Annotated in this window: 14 protein-coding genes; 8 read left to right on the top strand and 6 right to left on the bottom strand. The window is 69.4% G+C overall.

The annotated features are described in order from the left end of the window. Window positions 1–7: 7 nt before the first annotated feature. The 7 genes from mdcC (at window position 8) to acs (ending at window position 6,425) form a co-directional block, all read left to right on the top strand. Window positions 8–340 carry a malonate decarboxylase acyl carrier protein gene (gene mdcC / locus AC1DSC_RS17730; RefSeq protein WP_018904208.1) on the top strand — a complete coding sequence of 111 codons (333 nt, stop codon included), beginning with the start codon at window positions 8–10 and terminating at the stop codon, window positions 338–340. Next, window positions 337–1,215: a biotin-independent malonate decarboxylase subunit beta gene (locus tag AC1DSC_RS17735; protein WP_018904207.1), complete on the top strand. Its 879-nt coding sequence runs from the start codon at window positions 337–339 to the stop codon at window positions 1,213–1,215. The genes mdcC and AC1DSC_RS17735 overlap by 4 nt, the downstream gene beginning before the upstream one ends. Before the next feature lie 14 nt (window positions 1,216–1,229). Then, window positions 1,230–1,931, top strand: coding sequence for a biotin-independent malonate decarboxylase subunit gamma (gene mdcE / locus AC1DSC_RS17740; protein ID WP_015865434.1), 702 nt, complete (start codon window positions 1,230–1,232; stop codon window positions 1,929–1,931). 26 nt (window positions 1,932–1,957) lie between these two features. Beyond that, window positions 1,958–2,641 carry a malonate decarboxylase holo-[acyl-carrier-protein] synthase gene (gene mdcG, locus AC1DSC_RS17745; protein WP_436046152.1) on the top strand — a complete coding sequence of 228 codons (684 nt, stop codon included), beginning with the start codon at window positions 1,958–1,960 and terminating at the stop codon, window positions 2,639–2,641. Continuing rightward, window positions 2,638–3,501, top strand: a complete 864-nt coding sequence (gene mdcB, locus AC1DSC_RS17750) for a triphosphoribosyl-dephospho-CoA synthase MdcB (RefSeq protein WP_018904205.1) — start codon at window positions 2,638–2,640, stop codon at window positions 3,499–3,501. The genes mdcG and mdcB overlap by 4 nt, the downstream gene beginning before the upstream one ends. Next, on the top strand, window positions 3,498–4,406 hold the full coding sequence (locus tag AC1DSC_RS17755) for an acyltransferase domain-containing protein (RefSeq protein ID WP_018904204.1): 909 nt from the start codon (window positions 3,498–3,500) through the stop codon (window positions 4,404–4,406). The genes mdcB and AC1DSC_RS17755 overlap by 4 nt, the downstream gene beginning before the upstream one ends. A gap of 96 nt (window positions 4,407–4,502) precedes the next feature. Then, window positions 4,503–6,425, top strand: coding sequence for an acetate--CoA ligase (acs, locus tag AC1DSC_RS17760; protein WP_278876693.1), 1,923 nt, complete (start codon window positions 4,503–4,505; stop codon window positions 6,423–6,425). A gap of 87 nt (window positions 6,426–6,512) precedes the next feature. Here acs and AC1DSC_RS17765 read toward each other — a convergent pair whose 3' ends face one another. The 6 genes from AC1DSC_RS17765 to AC1DSC_RS17790 form a co-directional block, all read right to left on the bottom strand. Then, window positions 6,513–6,743 carry an antitoxin gene (locus AC1DSC_RS17765; protein ID WP_015865429.1) on the bottom strand — a complete coding sequence of 77 codons (231 nt, stop codon included), beginning with the start codon at window positions 6,741–6,743 and terminating at the stop codon, window positions 6,513–6,515. Window positions 6,744–6,799: 56 nt separating this feature from the next. After that, window positions 6,800–7,711, bottom strand: coding sequence for a LysR family transcriptional regulator (locus AC1DSC_RS17770; protein ID WP_018904201.1), 912 nt, complete (start codon window positions 7,709–7,711; stop codon window positions 6,800–6,802). Window positions 7,712–7,745: 34 nt separating this feature from the next. Continuing rightward, entirely contained in the window at window positions 7,746–8,558 is an 813-nt protein-coding gene (locus AC1DSC_RS17775) for an oxidoreductase (protein ID WP_026283942.1), read from the bottom strand. A gap of 41 nt (window positions 8,559–8,599) precedes the next feature. Continuing rightward, window positions 8,600–11,677 (bottom strand): efflux RND transporter permease subunit, encoded by a 3,078-nt coding sequence (locus AC1DSC_RS17780; RefSeq protein WP_018904199.1) that lies wholly within the window; start codon window positions 11,675–11,677, stop codon window positions 8,600–8,602. Next, a complete protein-coding gene (locus AC1DSC_RS17785) occupies window positions 11,674–12,789 on the bottom strand; it encodes an efflux RND transporter periplasmic adaptor subunit (RefSeq protein ID WP_018904198.1) in 1,116 nt (371 codons plus the stop codon). The genes AC1DSC_RS17780 and AC1DSC_RS17785 overlap by 4 nt, the downstream gene beginning before the upstream one ends. An 83-nt stretch (window positions 12,790–12,872) precedes the next feature. Beyond that, the gene (locus AC1DSC_RS17790; RefSeq protein ID WP_018904197.1) at window positions 12,873–13,490 is read right to left on the bottom strand and encodes a TetR/AcrR family transcriptional regulator; all 618 of its coding nucleotides are present in this window, start codon (window positions 13,488–13,490) and stop codon (window positions 12,873–12,875) included. Window positions 13,491–13,594: 104 nt separating this feature from the next. Here AC1DSC_RS17790 and AC1DSC_RS17795 point away from each other — a divergent pair, with 104 nt between their 5' ends. Next, complete coding sequence (locus AC1DSC_RS17795) at window positions 13,595–15,064, top strand: efflux transporter outer membrane subunit (RefSeq protein WP_018904196.1); 1,470 nt, start codon at window positions 13,595–13,597, stop codon at window positions 15,062–15,064. The last annotated feature ends 7 nt before the right edge of the window (window positions 15,065–15,071 follow it).

Here is a 15,071-nt window from a genome sequence, read left to right on the forward strand (position 1 = left end):
TCCGACGATGAGCGACGTTCCCGCAGGGCTCGAAACCCTGGACTTTTCTTTCTCCGGCGGCCGGCCGGCCGGCGCCTTTGCGCCGGTGCTGGTCGGCGTGGTCGGCTCGGGCAACCTCGAGGTCATGCTCGAGCCCGCCGGCGGCGATGGCTGCGCGGTGCGCGTCGAAACCTCGGCGCGCGGTTTCGGGCCGATCTGGCAGGCCGTGATGAACGACTTCCACGCGCGCCATCCGCTGGCCGGTGTGCGCATCTCGATCAACGACATGGGTGCCACGCCCGCCGTGGTGAGCCTGCGCCTGGATCAGGCGGTGGCCGAGATCGACGGAGGCCGGCCATGATCAGCTATGCCGAATGCTCGGCGCGCGAGCGGCTGGCGCTGCTGCTCGACGCCGGCAGTTTTCACGAATGGCTGCCGCCGAGCGAGCGGGTCATGAGCCCGCACCTCGCGCAGCTTGGCGTGCCCTCGGCCTTCGATGACGGCGTGGCGATCGGCCGCGCGATGCTGGGTGGCCGCGAGGTCTTCGCGGCTGCGCAGGAAGGCGCGTTCATGGGCGGCGGCGTGGGCGAGGTGCACGGCGCCAAGCTGGTCGGCCTGCTGCAGCGCGCGCTGCGCGACCGGCCGGCCGCGGTGCTGCTGCTGGCCGAATCGGGCGGCGTGCGGTTGCACGAGGCCAACGCCGGCCTCATCGCGGTGTCGGAAGTGATGCGCGCCGTGCTCGACGTGCGCGCCGCGGGCATACCGGTCATCGTGCTGATCGGCGGCGCCAACGGTTGCTTCGGCGGCATGGGCATCGTGGCGCGCTGCGCCGACCACATCGTGATGAGCGATGTCGGGCGGCTCGCGATGTCGGGCCCGGAAGTGATCGAGGCCTCCCACGGCGTGGATGAATTCGACTCGCGCGACCGGGCGCTGGTCTGGCGCACGACCGGTGGCAAGCACCGCTGGCTGACCGGCGATTGCGATGCGCTGGTCGAGGACGACGTCGCGGAATTCCGCGCAGCCGCCATCGCGGCGCTCGAACGGCAGCAGCCGCTGACCCAGGCGGCGCTGGAGCAGGAGCACAGCCTGCTCACGCAGCGCCTGCATGCGCTGCCGGACGGCGACGCCGGCGGCGACGAAGCGACGCTGCTCTGGCGCGCGCTCGGCATTGCCGGCGCGGAAAACGTCCCGGACCTTCCGGTGGAAGCGGTGCGCGCGCTGCGCACCCTGTGAGCAAGGAGCATCAGATGCAATGGAATTCCCTGGTCACCCAGCTCTTCGGCTCCTTCCACGGCCTGCGTGCGGATGGCGATTTTCTGCAGGGCGAAGTGATCTTCGAACGCGAGCCGCTCACGGTGATCGGCACCACGAACCACGCGCCGATCGGCGTGCGGCTCGCGCTGGCGCAGGCGCGCGCGGTGCTCGACACCGTCAGGCAGCATCCGGGCCGTCCGATCCTGCTGTTGATCGACACGCAGGGCCAGCAACTGCGCCGGCGCGACGAACTGCTCGGCATCAATCGCGCGATGGCGCACCTGGGCGCGAGCATCGACCTGGCGCGGCGCCGCGGCCATCGCGTGATCGGCCTGGTGTACGACCAGGCGCTGTCGGGCGGCTTCATCACCTCGGGGCTGATCGCCGACGCCTGCTACGCGCTGCCGGAGGCCGAGATCCGTGTGATGCGCATTCCCGCGATGGCGCGCGTGACCAAGCTGCCGGAGGACCGGCTCACCGAGCTGTCGAAATCCAACCCGGTGTTCGCGCCCGGCGTGCAGAACTATGTGGCGATGGGCGGCGTGCGTGCGCTGTGGACCGGCGACCTGCAAACCCGCCTGCGCGATGCGCTGGCCCACACGCCGACAGAAGACAGGCGCGCACGCGACGGCGCCGAACGCGGTGGACGCCGGCTCGCCGCCGCGGTCGTGCAGCGCGTGCTGGACGCTGCCTGAACGCGGGCTGAGTTCGGATGACCGCCATGGTTTCGCTGCATCGCCACCAACTCGCCTGGCTCACCCGGAGCGGGTGGGCCGCCGTGCTGGGCCGGCCCTGGGACGAACAGGCGCGCGGCTGCCTCGCGCATTGGGCCTTGCATCGATTGCCGCTGGTCGTGACGCGCCAGCCGGCCCATGCCGGCGCCGATGGATGGATCGCGCTGGGTTTGCCCGCGCCTGCGTGCTGGGGCCGGCGCCGGCTTGTGCTGCAGGTGCCGCGCGCCGCGGTGGATGGCCTCGGCGAGTTCCCGCGGCTCGCCGACGTGCAGGACCTGCTGCCGCCGCCAGCATGGGATGTGCTGCGCGAACTGCTCGGCAGGCTCAGCCAATGCCACGCGGCGGCACGCGTGTTCGGCAGCTACGGCTGGCAGGCGATCAGCGGTCTCGACCATGTGCGCGCGGGCTCCGATCTGGACCTGTCGATCGCGGTCGAAGGAGCGATCCATGCGGATGCCGTGGCGCGCGCGCTCGGCTTGTTCGAGGCACCGCAGCTCCGGCTGGACGGCGAGCTCATGTTCGGCGACGGCGCAGCGGTGGCCTGGCGTGAATGGGCCGAATGGCGCGGCGGGCGTGCGCGGGCCGTGATGGCCAAGCGGCTCGACGGCGTGCACCTGCATCGCGATGCCGCCTGGTGTGGCCACACGGAGCCGATGGAGATCGCCGCATGAGGAACTTCGCGCGCTTGCCGTCACCGGATTCGCGCCTGGCACCGGCGGCGATCGGACGCGCGGCCACGCTTGCGCTCTACGACGAACTGTCGCTGTCGCCCAAGCCCGGCCTGGTCACCTTGATCGACTGCGGCAGCCACGACGACATGGACGCACACACCTTCATGCGCAGCCTGTTCTCGCTGCGCCGCTACTTCGTCCGGATCGCCGAGGCCGGCGCCGCAGGCGCGGATTTCGCAGTGCTCGAGCGCCACGGCATTGCGGCGGAGGCGCGCATGCTGGCCGCCACCGGCGGCGTCAACACGCACCGGGGCGCGATCTTCATGCTCGGCCTGCTGTGCGCCGCGGCCGGTGCCGCGTTGCGGGCGCATGGCAGTGCATGGGATCCGGCGGCACTGCGCGATGCGCTGCGCCGGCACTGGGGCGAGGCACTGGCCGGGCGCAGCCAGCGCGCGCCCGTGCTGCCGGGCGGCATCGCGGCACGGCGCCATGGCCTGCGCAGCGCATCCGAAGAGGCGGCGCTGGCGTTTCCGGTGCTGTTCGAGACGGCGCTTCCTGCGCTGAGAAAGGCATTGGCCCGCGGCCTCGCGCCCCGCCTGGCGCGGCTCGATACCTTGTTCCACATCATTGCGGTGCTGGACGACAGCAATCTTGCGCACCGCGGCGGCCTGGCCGGCCTGCGCGGCGCCCAACGCGCGGCGCAGGGCTTTCTCGATCGGGGCGGGATCGCACGGCCCGAAGGGTTGCAAGAGGCGCAAGCCATTGCAGACGATTTCGTGCGGCGCCGCCTGTCGCCCGGCGGCGCGGCAGATACGCTGGCCGCCGCGTGCTGGCTCCAGCGCGTGTGCCCAGGCTCATGAGCTTCGCACTGCTTTTCTCCGGGCAGGGCAACCAGCATCCCGCGATGCTGCCATGGCTCGCGGACGACGCACTTGTGCATGACATGTGCGCGCAACTCGGCGTCGACGACTGGCGCCGTGCCCTCGCGGATCCGCACTGGGCCGAACGCAACGACAACGCGCAGACGCTGCTGACCGGCCTTGCCCTCGCGGCCTGGGCACAGCTTGCGCCCATGGTTTCGCCGCCCGCCGCGGTCGCCGGCTACAGCGTCGGCGAACTCGCTGCCTTCAGCGCGGCCGGCGTGATCGACGCGGGCGCGGCCGCAGCACTCGCGCCGCAGCGGGCCGCGGCGATGGACCGCTGCGCCGCACGCGCGCCCGGCGGCCTGCTGGCCGTGAGCGGTTTGCCCGAGCAGAAGTGGGAGCAGTTGCGCATCGATGCGGGGCTCGAACTCGCGATTCGCAACGGCAGCGCCAGCGTGGTCCTCGGCGGTCCGATCGCGGCATTGAACGATGCCGAGCGCATGGCAATCGCAGCCGGTGCGCAGTGCACACGCCTGCGGGTCAACGTCGCGTCCCATACGCGCTGGATGCGCGAAGCGGCGGAGAGCTTTTCACTGGTGCTGGCGCAGGTGCCGTTTCAGGCGCCCCGCGCCGTGCTGTTCAGCAATGCGGGGGACCGCATCCGCGATGCACGGTCTGCCCGCACGGCATTGGCTGCCCAGATCGCCCAGACGGTTCGCTGGGACGAATGCATTGAAAACATCATGGCGCGGCAGGTGCGCTGCGTGCTGGAAGTGGGGCCGGGCCAGGCGCTCGCGCGCATGTGGAACCAGCGCTACCCCGGCGTTCCCGCGCGCGCCTGCGACGACTTCCGCAGCGCTGCAGCGGTTGCAGCCTGGCTGAACAGCCATGCGGACCCGTGAAACAGCCACCAGATCCGCGACGCCTCGCATCAAACCATCAGGAGACCCATCGTGAGCAGCAACGAAGCAGCAAGCCCTCTCATTCCAGCCCCGGACATGAAGGACGCCCATGTGTACGGCATGGACGCCTATGAAAAACTGGTGGCCGAGGCAGAGGCCGACCACAGCGGCTACTGGTCGCGGCTCGCGCGCGAGTTCCTGGGCTGGAAAACGCCGTTCACCCGGGGGCTCGACGACAGCCAGGCGCCCTTCTTCAAGTGGTTCGAGGACGGCACGCTGAACGTGTCCTGGAACTGCCTCGATCGCCAGGTCGAGCGCGGCCTGGGCGACAAGACCGCGATCATCTTCGAGGCCGACGACGGACAGGTCACGCGGGCCAGCTACCGCGAGCTGCTCGCGCGCACCTGCCGCATGGCCAATGCGCTGAAGGCGCGCGGCGTGAAGAAGGGCGACCGCGTCGTCATCTACATGTCGATGAGCATCGAAGGCGTGGTCGCGATGCAGGCCTGCGCGCGCATCGGCGCCACGCATTCGGTGGTGTTCGGCGGCTTCTCGGCGCAGAGCCTGCGCGACCGCATCCAGGATGCCGGCGCCGTGATGGTCGTCACCGCCGACGAACAGGTGCGCGGCGGCAAGCCGCTGCCGCTCAAGGCCATCGTCGACGAAGCCATCGCGCTGGGCGGCTGCGAGAGCGTGAAGAACGTCGTCGTCTACCGCCGCACCGGCGGGCCGATCGGCTGGGTGCCCTCGCGCGACCGCTGGCTGCATGAAGAGACGCAAGGCCAGCCCGAGACCTGCGAGCCCGAATGGGTGGGCGCCGAGCATCCGCTCTTCGTGCTCTACACCTCCGGCTCGACCGGCAAGCCCAAGGGCGTGCAGCATTCCAGCGGCGGCTACCTGCTGCATGCCGCGCTGACGACGAAGTGGACCTTCGACCTGAAGCCCGCCGACGTGTTCTGGTGCACCGCCGACATCGGCTGGGTCACGGGCCATACCTACATCGCCTACGGTCCGCTCGCGCTGGGCGCCACCGAAGTGGTGTTCGAGGGCGTCCCCACCTATCCCGACGCGGGCCGCTTCTGGAAGATGATCCAGGACCACAAGGTGAGCGTGTTCTACACCGCGCCCACGGCCATCCGCTCGTTGATCAAGGCGGCCGAAGGTAACCCAGAAGTGCATCCCAGGCGCTACGACCTGTCGAGCCTGCGCATCCTGGGCTCGGTCGGCGAGCCGATCAATCCGGCGGCCTGGGAGTGGTTCCACCAGCACGTCGGCGGCGGCCGCTGTCCGATCGTCGACACTTTCTGGCAGACGGAGACCGGCGGCCACATGATCACGCCGCTGCCTGGCGCCACGCCGCTGGTGCCGGGTTCCTGCACCCTGCCCTTCCCCGGCATCGCGGCGGCCATCGTCGACGAGACCGGCGCCGACGTGCCGAACGGCCAAGGCGGCATCCTCGTGGTGAAGAAGCCCTGGCCGAGCATGATCCGCACCATCTGGGGCGACCCGGAGCGCTTCAAGGCCAGCTACTACCCGCCGGAACTCAAGGGCTTCTACCTCGCGGGCGACGGCGCCATCCGCGATGCGAAGACCGGCTATTTCACGATCACCGGCCGCATCGACGACGTGCTCAATGTCTCGGGCCACCGCATGGGCACGATGGAGATCGAATCGGCGCTGGTGTCGTGCACCGCGCTCGTGGCCGAGGCCGCGGTGGTCGGCCGCCCCGACGACACCACGGGCGAGGCGATCTGCGCCTTCGTCGTGCTCAAGCGCGCGCGCCCCACGGGAGACGAAGCGAAGAAGATCGCGAACGAGCTGCGCAACTGGGTCGCAAAAGAGATCGGTCCGATCGCCAAGCCCAAGGACATCCGCTTTGGCGACAACCTGCCCAAGACGCGCAGCGGCAAGATCATGCGCCGCCTGCTGCGCTCGGTGGCCAAGGATGAGCCGATCACGCAGGACACGTCGACGCTGGAGAACCCGGCCATCCTGGCGCAGCTGTCGGAGCGGAACTGAGGGGGCGATGCATTGGAGCATCACATCCGGTTTATGTTTTGGCGATGTAGATGCAGATATTGAGTCGAGCAGATCGCCGATGGCCATTCAGAACGACTCCCGCTCCTGGGGCGCGCTATCGGTGCGGCCACCGGCCATGAAGCCGGGAGGCATTCCGGCGAGCGCATCGAAGATCGCGGTTGCGCTCGCGGGCCGCTCACGCAAAACAATGTCGTTGCCTTGGCGAAAGATCTCCACCTGCTCGGAGGTCAATCGAAACTCCTTCGGCAAGCGCACTGCCTGGCTGTTGCCGGATTTGAAAACACGGGCGTAGATCACCGGAGCCTCCTGATGCTGCGTATGTACAAAATGTATATGCATCGACGATGGATCCGTCAACCGGCTGCCCTGCCCTCCTTGCCCGCAGGCTTGAGCCGCACCGCCAGAAAATCCAGGAACGCGCGCTGCACCGCCGTGCTGTGCCGGCGCTGCAGATAGACGGCCGAGAGCCACATGTCGCTGCGGACGAACTCCGACAGCACGGGCACCAGCCGCCCGCTCTCGATGTAGGGATCGAGCATCACCGACGGCAGGTAGACGACGCCTGCGCCCAGCAGTGCCGCCTGGATCAGCGGGCTGGCTTCCGTGGCGTCCAGCCGGCCGCGGACCGCCACCTCGATCGGCTGGCGGTCGGCCTCGAAGCGCCACTTCGGCAGCGGATTCAGTTGGGTGCTGATCAACGCGGCGTGGTGCGCAAGCTCGTCCGGGTGGGTGGGCACGCCGTGCTTGCGCCAGTACATGGGCGCGGCGCAGACGCTGAGCGCCATCGGCATCAGTTTCCGAACGATCAGGTTCTCGTTGGCCGAGGGGGCGAAGCGAAGTGCGATGTCGACGCCCTCTTCGGTGAGGTCGACCAGGCGGTTCGAGAGCACGAGGCTGATGCTGACCTCGGGGTAGTGGCCGAGGAAGTCGTTGATCAGCGCCGGCAGCTGCGTGAGGTCCATGCCGTGCGGTGCCGAGACGCGCAGGCGCCCGCTCGGGACGCGCGCGCGGTCCTGCAGCTCGGCGCGCGTCACATCGGCCAGTTCCAGTATCGGCCTGCTCCTGTCGAGCAGCAGGAGGCCTGCGTCCGTGAGGCTGACGGCGCGATTGGTCCGGTTCAGCAGCCGCACGCCGAAGCGGTGCTCGAGGGCCGCGATGTATTTGCTGACGGTTCCCCGCGACAGCGCCAGGTGCTTGGCGGTGCGGGAGAAGCTTCCGGAAGAGGCCACCTCGCTGAAGGTGCGCAGGAGATCCAGGCTGTCCATGATGTTCTCCTTCGTTGCCGGACGGGGCGAGCGTTCAGGAGGAACCGAGCCCGAGCTTTTTCCTGAGGCTCGCGTCCACCGGTCCCGCGGGCATGAAGCGGCGCAGCTTCGTCAGCAAGGACGCCTCCCCCGGCGGCGTGCAGCGCATGCGCCAGGGGCCGAGCGCCGCCTCGACGATGGTGCCCGCCACGCCGTGCGGCTCGGGCGCACTGCCCACGCTGTCGGCCACGGAGAGCGCCACCAGGTCGCGTTCGCGGTCATAGCCTGCGATCCGCGCCTTGGTGCGCGGGGCGTTGGCATCGAGGTTGGTCCGGGTGAAGGCCGGCTGCACCAAGGTCGCGCGAATGCCGAACTGGCGCACCTCGTGGTCCAGCGACTCCGACAGCCCTTCCACCGCATGCTTGGTGGCCGCATACAGGCCCATGTACGGGGCCGGGAGCACGCCGAGCACGGAGCTGACGTTGACGATCCGCCCGCGGCGTTTCTCACGCATGTACGGCAGCACCGCGCGCGTCACGCGCAGCAGGCCGAAGACGTTGGTGTCGAACAGCTCCGCGGCCTCGGCCGTCGCGGTTTCCTCGACCGCGCCGATCATCATCATTCCCGCGTTGTTGACCAGCACGTCGATGCGCATGGCCTGCTCGATGATGGAGTCGATGGCCGCCTGGACCGAGCCTTCCTCGCGGACGTCCATCTCGACGAACTCGACGCCGGGCAGCGCGGGTGCCCTGCGCAGGTCGCGCGCTGTGCCGAACACGCGGCAGCCGCGCGCCACGAACATTTCTGCAGCGGCGCGTCCGATGCCCGAGGATCCGCCCGTCACGACAACGACTGATGAACTCGACATGGCAATTCCTTCGATCTCTTGATGAATGGTGATGCGGCGCGTCAATGCGCGGGCTGGTCGGCGTTGCCGGGTTTGATCCTGAACCAGATCGAATACATCGCCGGCAGGAACACCAGCGTGAGGATCGTCCCCGCGAAAGTGCCGCCGATCAGCGTGTACGCCAGCGCGCCCCAGAACACCGAGTGCGTCAGCGGAATGAACGCGAGGATCGCCGCCAGCGCCGTCAGGATCACGGGCCGCGCACGCTGCACGGTCGCCTCGACCACCGCATGGAAGGGATCGAGCCCCTCCTGCTGGTTGTGGTGGATCTGCCCGAGCAGGATCAGCGTGTTGCGCATCAGGATGCCCGACAGCGCGATGAGCCCCACGAGCGCATTGATGCCGAAGGGCTGCTGGAACAGCAGCAAGGTCGGCACCACGCCGATCAGCCCGAGCGGGCTCGTGAGGAACACCATGACCATCGCCGAGATCGAGCGCACCTGGAAGATGATGATGAGCAGCGTGGCCGCCAGCATGATGGGGAAGAGCGGCAGCATCGCTGCGGTTGCCTTTTCCGATTCCTCGATCGAGCCGGCCTCGGCGATGCGGTAGCCGGCCGGCAGCTTCTGCACCAGGGGTTGCAGCTTCGCGGTGATCGCGTTCGATACGTCGGGCGGCTGCAGCCCCTCGGCGATGTCGCCCTGCACCGTGATCGTGGGCATGCGGTCGCGCCGCCGCATCACGGGTTCTTCCATGCGCACCTCGACCTCGCCGACCTGCGACAGCGGAATGCGCTGGCCGCCGGCACCGGCGAGCGTGAAGTCCGCGAGCTTGGCGGGATCGAGCCGGGTGCTGCCGGCCGAACGGGCCACCACCTGCACGGTGCGGATGTCCTCGCGCACGGTGGTCACCGGCGCGCCGCTCAGGAGGAACTGCAGTTGCTGCGCCACCGCGCTGGAGCTCAGCCCGACGGCCTGCAGGCGGTCCTGCTTCAGGGTGAAGTGCAGCGTGGGCGTGCGGGTGCCCCAGTCGGTGCTGACGGTGCGCATCATCGGGCTGGCATCCATCACCTGCCGCACCTCGGCCGCGATCCGGCGCAGCTCGTTCGCATCGGGTCCGCTGACGCGGTAGGCCACGGGGAACGGCGAGTACGGCCCGAACACCAGCTGCGTCACGCGCACCCGCGCCTCGGACGCGAGGCCATCGGCAATAGCCTGGCGCAGGCGGTGCTTCAGTGCCTCGCGCTCCTCCTGGCTGGCCGTGCGCACCACGATCTTGGCGAACGAGGGGTCGGGCAGTTCCGGCCCCATCGCGAAAAAGAAGCGGGGCGCGCCCTGCCCGATGTACGACGTGACGATCTGCGCCTCGGGCTGCGTGGACAGCCAGGTCTCGACCTTGGCCGTGGCATCGCTGGTCTGCGTGATCGAACTGCCGTAGGGCATCTGCACTTCGACCAGCACCTCGGGACGGTCGGAGATCGGGAAGAACTGCTTCTTGACCACGCCCATGCCGAGGATGGCCGCCACGAAGAGCCCGACGACCGCGCCCGCCACCAGCCACTTGCGCGCGATGACGCGCGCCAGCACGCCGCGCAGCCGGTTGTAGCGCGGCGTGCCGTAGATCGCGGCATGGCCGCCTTCGATCTTCTTGAAGTTCGGCAGCAGCTTGACGCCCAGGTAAGGCGTGAACACCACCGCGACCACCCAGGACGCGATCAGCGCAATGCCGACGATCCAGAACATGTTGCTCGTGTACTCGCCCGCGGTCGACGGCGCAAAGCCGTTGGGCATGAAGCCGACGGCAGTGACCAGCGTGCCCGAGAGCATCGGCGCCGCCGTGTGGCTCCAGGCGTAGGCGGACGCGGCCACATGGCTGTAGCCCTCCTCGATCTTCACCACCATCATCTCGATGGCGATGATGGCGTCGTCCACCAGGAGGCCGAGCGCGAGGATCAGCGAGCCGAGCGTGATGCGGTCGAAGTTCTTGCCGGTCGCGGCCATCACCACGAAGACCACGGCCAGCGTCAGCGGCACCGCGGCGGCCACCACGAGGCCCGCACGCCAGCCCATGCTGAGGAAGCTCACGAGCATCACGACCAGCAGCGCCGCAAAGAACTTGACCATGAACTCGTCGACCGACGCGCTGATGTTCACCGACTGGTCCGTGACCTTGGTGAGGCGGAGGCCCAGCGGCAGCTCGGCGTTGATGGCTTGAGCTTCCACCTCCAGCGCCTTGCCCAGGTCGAGCCCGTTCCAGCCCTCGCGCATCACGACGCCGATCAGCAAGGCAGGCTCGCCGCCGTTGCGGATCATGAAGGTGGCCGGGTCTTCGTAGCCGCGCCTGACCGTGGCCACGTCCGACAGCTTCAGGGTGCGGCCCTGCGCAACCAGGGGCGTGTCGCGGATCTTCTGCAGCGTGTCGAATGCGCCGTCCAGCCGGATGAACACCTGCGGGCCGCGGGTTTCCACAGAGCCGGCCGGGCTCAGCGCGTTCTGGCCGTTGAGCGCGGCGAACACGTCCTGCGGCCCGATGCCCAGGGTGGCCAGCCGGTCGTGCGCGAACTCGACGTAGATGCGCTCCGACTGCTCGCCCGCGATGTTGACCTTCTTCACGCCCGGCACATGCAAGAGGCGCTGGCGCAGCGCCTCGGCGTCGCGCACCAGCACGCGCTGCGCTTCTCCCTTGGCCTTGAGCGCGAACAGCGCGAAGGTGACGTCCGCATACTCGTCGTTGATCATCGGCCCGATCACGCCGGCCGGCAGGCTGCCCGCTTCGTCGCCGACCTTCTTGCGCGCCTGGTAGAACTCTTCCTGGACCTTGGAGGGCGGCGTGCTGTCCTGCAACGTCAGCGTGGTGAACGCGAGGCCGGGCCGCGTGTAGGTTTCGGCGCGGTCGTAGTAGCGCAGCTCCTGCAGGCGCTTCTCGAGCTTCTCGGCCACCTGGTCCTGCATCTCCTGCGCGGTGGCGCCCGGCCAGGCCGTGATGATGGTCATCACCTTGATCGTGAAGGCCGGGTCTTCCGCGCGGCCGAGCTTGAAGAACGCGACCAGCCCCGCGAGCGAGATCAGGCCGATGAGAAACAGCGTGATGGATCGCTCGCGTACCGCCAGCGCCGACAGGTTGAAGCGGCCTTCGCTCATGGGCGCGCTCCGCCCGCCGCGGCGGGCGCGGCCGAGGCCGCGACACGCACCTTCTCGCCTTCGCGCAGCAGGTGCGCGCCCAGCGCGACCACCTGGTCGCCCTGCTTGAGCTGCCCGGCCACCAGCGCGCGCTCGCCATCCAGGCGCTCGACGGCCACCGGCTGCCAGCGCACCGTCGACGGATCGCCGCCGATGACCCACACGCCCGTCGCCTTGCCTGTATCGAACAAGGCGCTGATGGGCACCTGCACGCCTCCTGCACGGGCCGGCTTGCCGTCCGAGATGTCGACGGTCACCGTGGCGCCCAGCGGCGCATTGGCGAGCGCGCCTTCGAGCACGTAGCGCGCCTCGAAGGTGCGCGTGAGCCTGTCGGCCGCATCGGAGAGCTGCCTGAGCTTGACGGGCACGGCAACGTCTTCCTTGCCGAACAGCGTGGCCTGCCCGCCGGAGCCGACGGCCGGACGCAGCGTTTCGGGCAACTGCACCACGGCCTCCCTGCGCCCGGCCTGCGCCACGCGGACCACCGGCTGCCCGGCGTTGACGACTTGGCCGGGCTCGGCCAGCGTCTCGAGCACCGTGCCATCTGCGTCGGCAACGAGTTCCGAATAGCGATTCGAATTGCGCGCGACTTCCGATTGCGCTTCTGCCGCAGCGAGCTGGGCCTGCGCGGCATCCGCCGCCGCCTTGGCCTGGTCGTACGCCGAGGCGGAAATCGCGCCGGTGCCGCGCAGGTCGCGAAAGCGTGCTTCCTCGTCGCCGGCCTGCTTCGCGCGCGCCCGTGCGGCGCTCACGGCCTCCTGCTGCGCACGCGCCGCCAGCCTCAGGTCGACCGGGTCGATGCGCATGAGCAGCTGCCCGCGCTTGACCGCCTGACCTGCGTCGACCAGGCGCTCCTGCACTTTTCCGGAGACGCGAAAGCCCAGGTCGCTCTGGACCCGCGCGGCGACGGTGCCGGTGAACGAGCGCGATGCCGGCCCGGCGGCCTGGACCGTGGCGGCGCGCACCAGCGGCGTCTGGGTGCGTGGATCGGGCGGGGCCTTGTCGTCGCAGGCGGCCAGCGCGAACGGCAAGGCGCAGACCAAGGCGGATGTGAGGAAGCGGCGCGTGTGCATGAGGGGCCCATTGACGAATCGATCAGAGCCCGATTCTGATAACAGTGACCAATTTAGTCAATAGTCACTGGGAACTTATTCGGCTAAGGCGACAAGCTGCGCAGCACCAGGCCCGACAGCTGGGCCGGCGCCTGCTCCGTGTAACTGGAGCTGAGCTGCAGGATCACGGGGTTGACGTAGGGGTGCATGACCAGGTAGATGGCCGCCGCCGTCTCGTCGATCGGCGTCTTGCGCTCGAAGTCGCCGGACTCGCGCCCCTGCTTCAGCAGCTCGAGCAGCATCTGCCGGATGCACTCTTCATGGGCGATGGCCGACGGCCAGCGCTCGCTGGCGGCCGAGATGGCGATCTCGTAGAGCTTGCGGTCCTGGAAGAACAGCCGAAGGCCCGAATCCACGATGGCCTTGAACATGCGGCGCAGCTTCTCGGGCGGGCTGCCGGCCCCGTCGACCGCGGCGCGGATCTCCAGCTGGATCTCGCGCAGGCAGTTCGCGCAGATCATTTCGCCGATCGCCTGCTTGGACTCGAAGAACTTGTAGATGTAGGCCTTGGAGAAGCCGATGGCCTTGGCCAGGTCGGAAACCGTGGTCTTCTCGTAGCCGTACTGGCTGAAGTGCTCGGTGGCCGCCACGACGATCTGCGCGCGCACGTCGTGGTCGGCCGGCCCCCGCGCGGCCGGCGGGGAAGAGGTTGCGTTGTTCATGCCGGGAGCTTAGCGCCTGGACAAACAAACAACAACAAGTGACCAAATTGAATTATAGTCACTCACTTCTTTTGCTTTTTTCGCCCGTCGCCCGGAGCACTCCCATGTCCCCACGCACGCTTGCCCTGCCCCTGCTGTTCAGCCTCCTCGCAGGCTGCGCCGTGGGGCCCGACTATGTCCGGCCGGCCCCGGCCCTGCCCGACCGCTTCATGGGCGAGGCGGCGCTCGGCCAGCGATCGGCCACCGCCAACGCCGAGCTCGCGGCATGGTGGACCGGCTTCGGCGATGCGCAGCTGGCCGGCTATGTCGAACAGGCGTTGAAGCAGAACCTCGATCTTGCGCAGGCCGCCGCGCGCGTGTCGCAGGCCCGGGCCGGGCTCGGTGCGGCGAATGCGGCGCTGCTGCCTTCGGGCAATCTGGGCGCGCAAGCGGCCAGGGCCTACCAGTCGGTGGAAACGCCGCTGGGCCAGGTGCTGAACGCGCAGCCGGGTTTCGACCGCTACGGTAGCGCCTACGAAGCGAACCTCGGCGCCAGCTGGGAGCTGGACATCTTCGGCGGGCTGCGCCGGGGACGCGAGGCCGCGCTGGCCGACTACCAGGCCTCGGAAGCCGGCGCGGCCGCCACGCGCCTGGCCGTGGCCGCGCAGACCGCCGACATCTACATCACGCTCCGCGGCCTGCAGGCCCGCCTGGACATTGCGCGCCGGCAGGTCGCCACGCAGCAGGACCTGCTCGCGAAGATCGGCCTGCTCCACGGCAAGGGGCTGGCCACCGAGCTCCAACTGCACCAGGCCGAGGGCGCACTGGCGCAGGTTCGGGCGTCGGTGCCGGCGCTCGAGGCCGGCGAGTCCGCGGCCATGAACGCGCTCGACGTGATGCTGGGCACAGCGCCGGGCGCGCACCGCGCCGAACTGGCGGCGGCCGCGGCCATTCCCGTTGCGCCCGGCATCGGCGCCACCGGCTCGCCCGCCGAGTTGCTGCGCCGCCGGCCCGACCTGATCGCCGCCGAGCGGCGCCTGGCGGCATCGAACGCACGCATCGGCGTGGCCGTGGCCGAGTACTACCCGAAGCTGTCGCTCGCGGGAACCATCGGCAGCGCCACGTCGGTGGCCAGCGGCAACCTGTTCACCGGCGGCGCGAGCCAGGCCGCGGCCCTGCTCGGGCTGCGCTGGCGGCTGTTCGACTTCGCGCGCATCGATGCGCAGATCGAGCTCGCCAAGGGGCAGGACGCGGAGCTGCTCGCGGCCTACCGGCTCGCCGCGCTGCGTGCCACCGAAGACGTGGAGAACGCCTTCTCGGCCCTGGTCAAGCGCGAAGAGCAGGCCGCGCTGCTCGCGCAGGGTGAGGCCTCATTGGGCCGTGCGCGGGGCGCGTCGTTCGCGGCCTACCAGCGCGGCGTGGTCAGCCTGATCGAAGTGCTGCAGGCCGACGAGAGCATGCTGCGCGTGGCCGATGCCAGGGCGCAGGCGCAGACGGAATCGGCACGCGCGGCGGTCGGTGCATTCAAGGCGCTGGGCGGCGGCTGGCAGGCCGAGCCCATCCGGGCGGCGGCCATCGAACCGCGTCGGGATTGACCACCGC

The organism is Variovorax sp. 01N425, from assembly GCF_056399465.1.

Excerpts from the sequence above, each read along its gene's own strand:
- mdcC (WP_018904208.1), top strand. The coding sequence starts at position 8 with ATGAGCGACGTTCCCGCAGGGCTCGAAACCCTGGACTTTTCTTTCTCC.
- AC1DSC_RS17735 (WP_018904207.1), top strand. The coding sequence starts at position 337 with ATGATCAGCTATGCCGAATGCTCGGCGCGCGAGCGGCTGGCGCTGCTG.
- mdcE (WP_015865434.1), top strand. The coding sequence starts at position 1,230 with ATGCAATGGAATTCCCTGGTCACCCAGCTCTTCGGCTCCTTCCACGGC.
- mdcG (WP_436046152.1), top strand. The coding sequence starts at position 1,958 with ATGGTTTCGCTGCATCGCCACCAACTCGCCTGGCTCACCCGGAGCGGG.
- mdcB (WP_018904205.1), top strand. The coding sequence starts at position 2,638 with ATGAGGAACTTCGCGCGCTTGCCGTCACCGGATTCGCGCCTGGCACCG.
- AC1DSC_RS17755 (WP_018904204.1), top strand. The coding sequence starts at position 3,498 with ATGAGCTTCGCACTGCTTTTCTCCGGGCAGGGCAACCAGCATCCCGCG.
- acs (WP_278876693.1), top strand. The coding sequence starts at position 4,503 with ATGAAGGACGCCCATGTGTACGGCATGGACGCCTATGAAAAACTGGTG.
- AC1DSC_RS17770 (WP_018904201.1), bottom strand. The coding sequence starts at position 7,711 with ATGGACAGCCTGGATCTCCTGCGCACCTTCAGCGAGGTGGCCTCTTCC.
- AC1DSC_RS17775 (WP_026283942.1), bottom strand. The coding sequence starts at position 8,558 with ATGTCGAGTTCATCAGTCGTTGTCGTGACGGGCGGATCCTCGGGCATC.
- AC1DSC_RS17780 (WP_018904199.1), bottom strand. The coding sequence starts at position 11,677 with ATGAGCGAAGGCCGCTTCAACCTGTCGGCGCTGGCGGTACGCGAGCGA.
- AC1DSC_RS17785 (WP_018904198.1), bottom strand. The coding sequence starts at position 12,789 with ATGCACACGCGCCGCTTCCTCACATCCGCCTTGGTCTGCGCCTTGCCG.
- AC1DSC_RS17790 (WP_018904197.1), bottom strand. The coding sequence starts at position 13,490 with ATGAACAACGCAACCTCTTCCCCGCCGGCCGCGCGGGGGCCGGCCGAC.
- AC1DSC_RS17795 (WP_018904196.1), top strand. The coding sequence starts at position 13,595 with ATGTCCCCACGCACGCTTGCCCTGCCCCTGCTGTTCAGCCTCCTCGCA.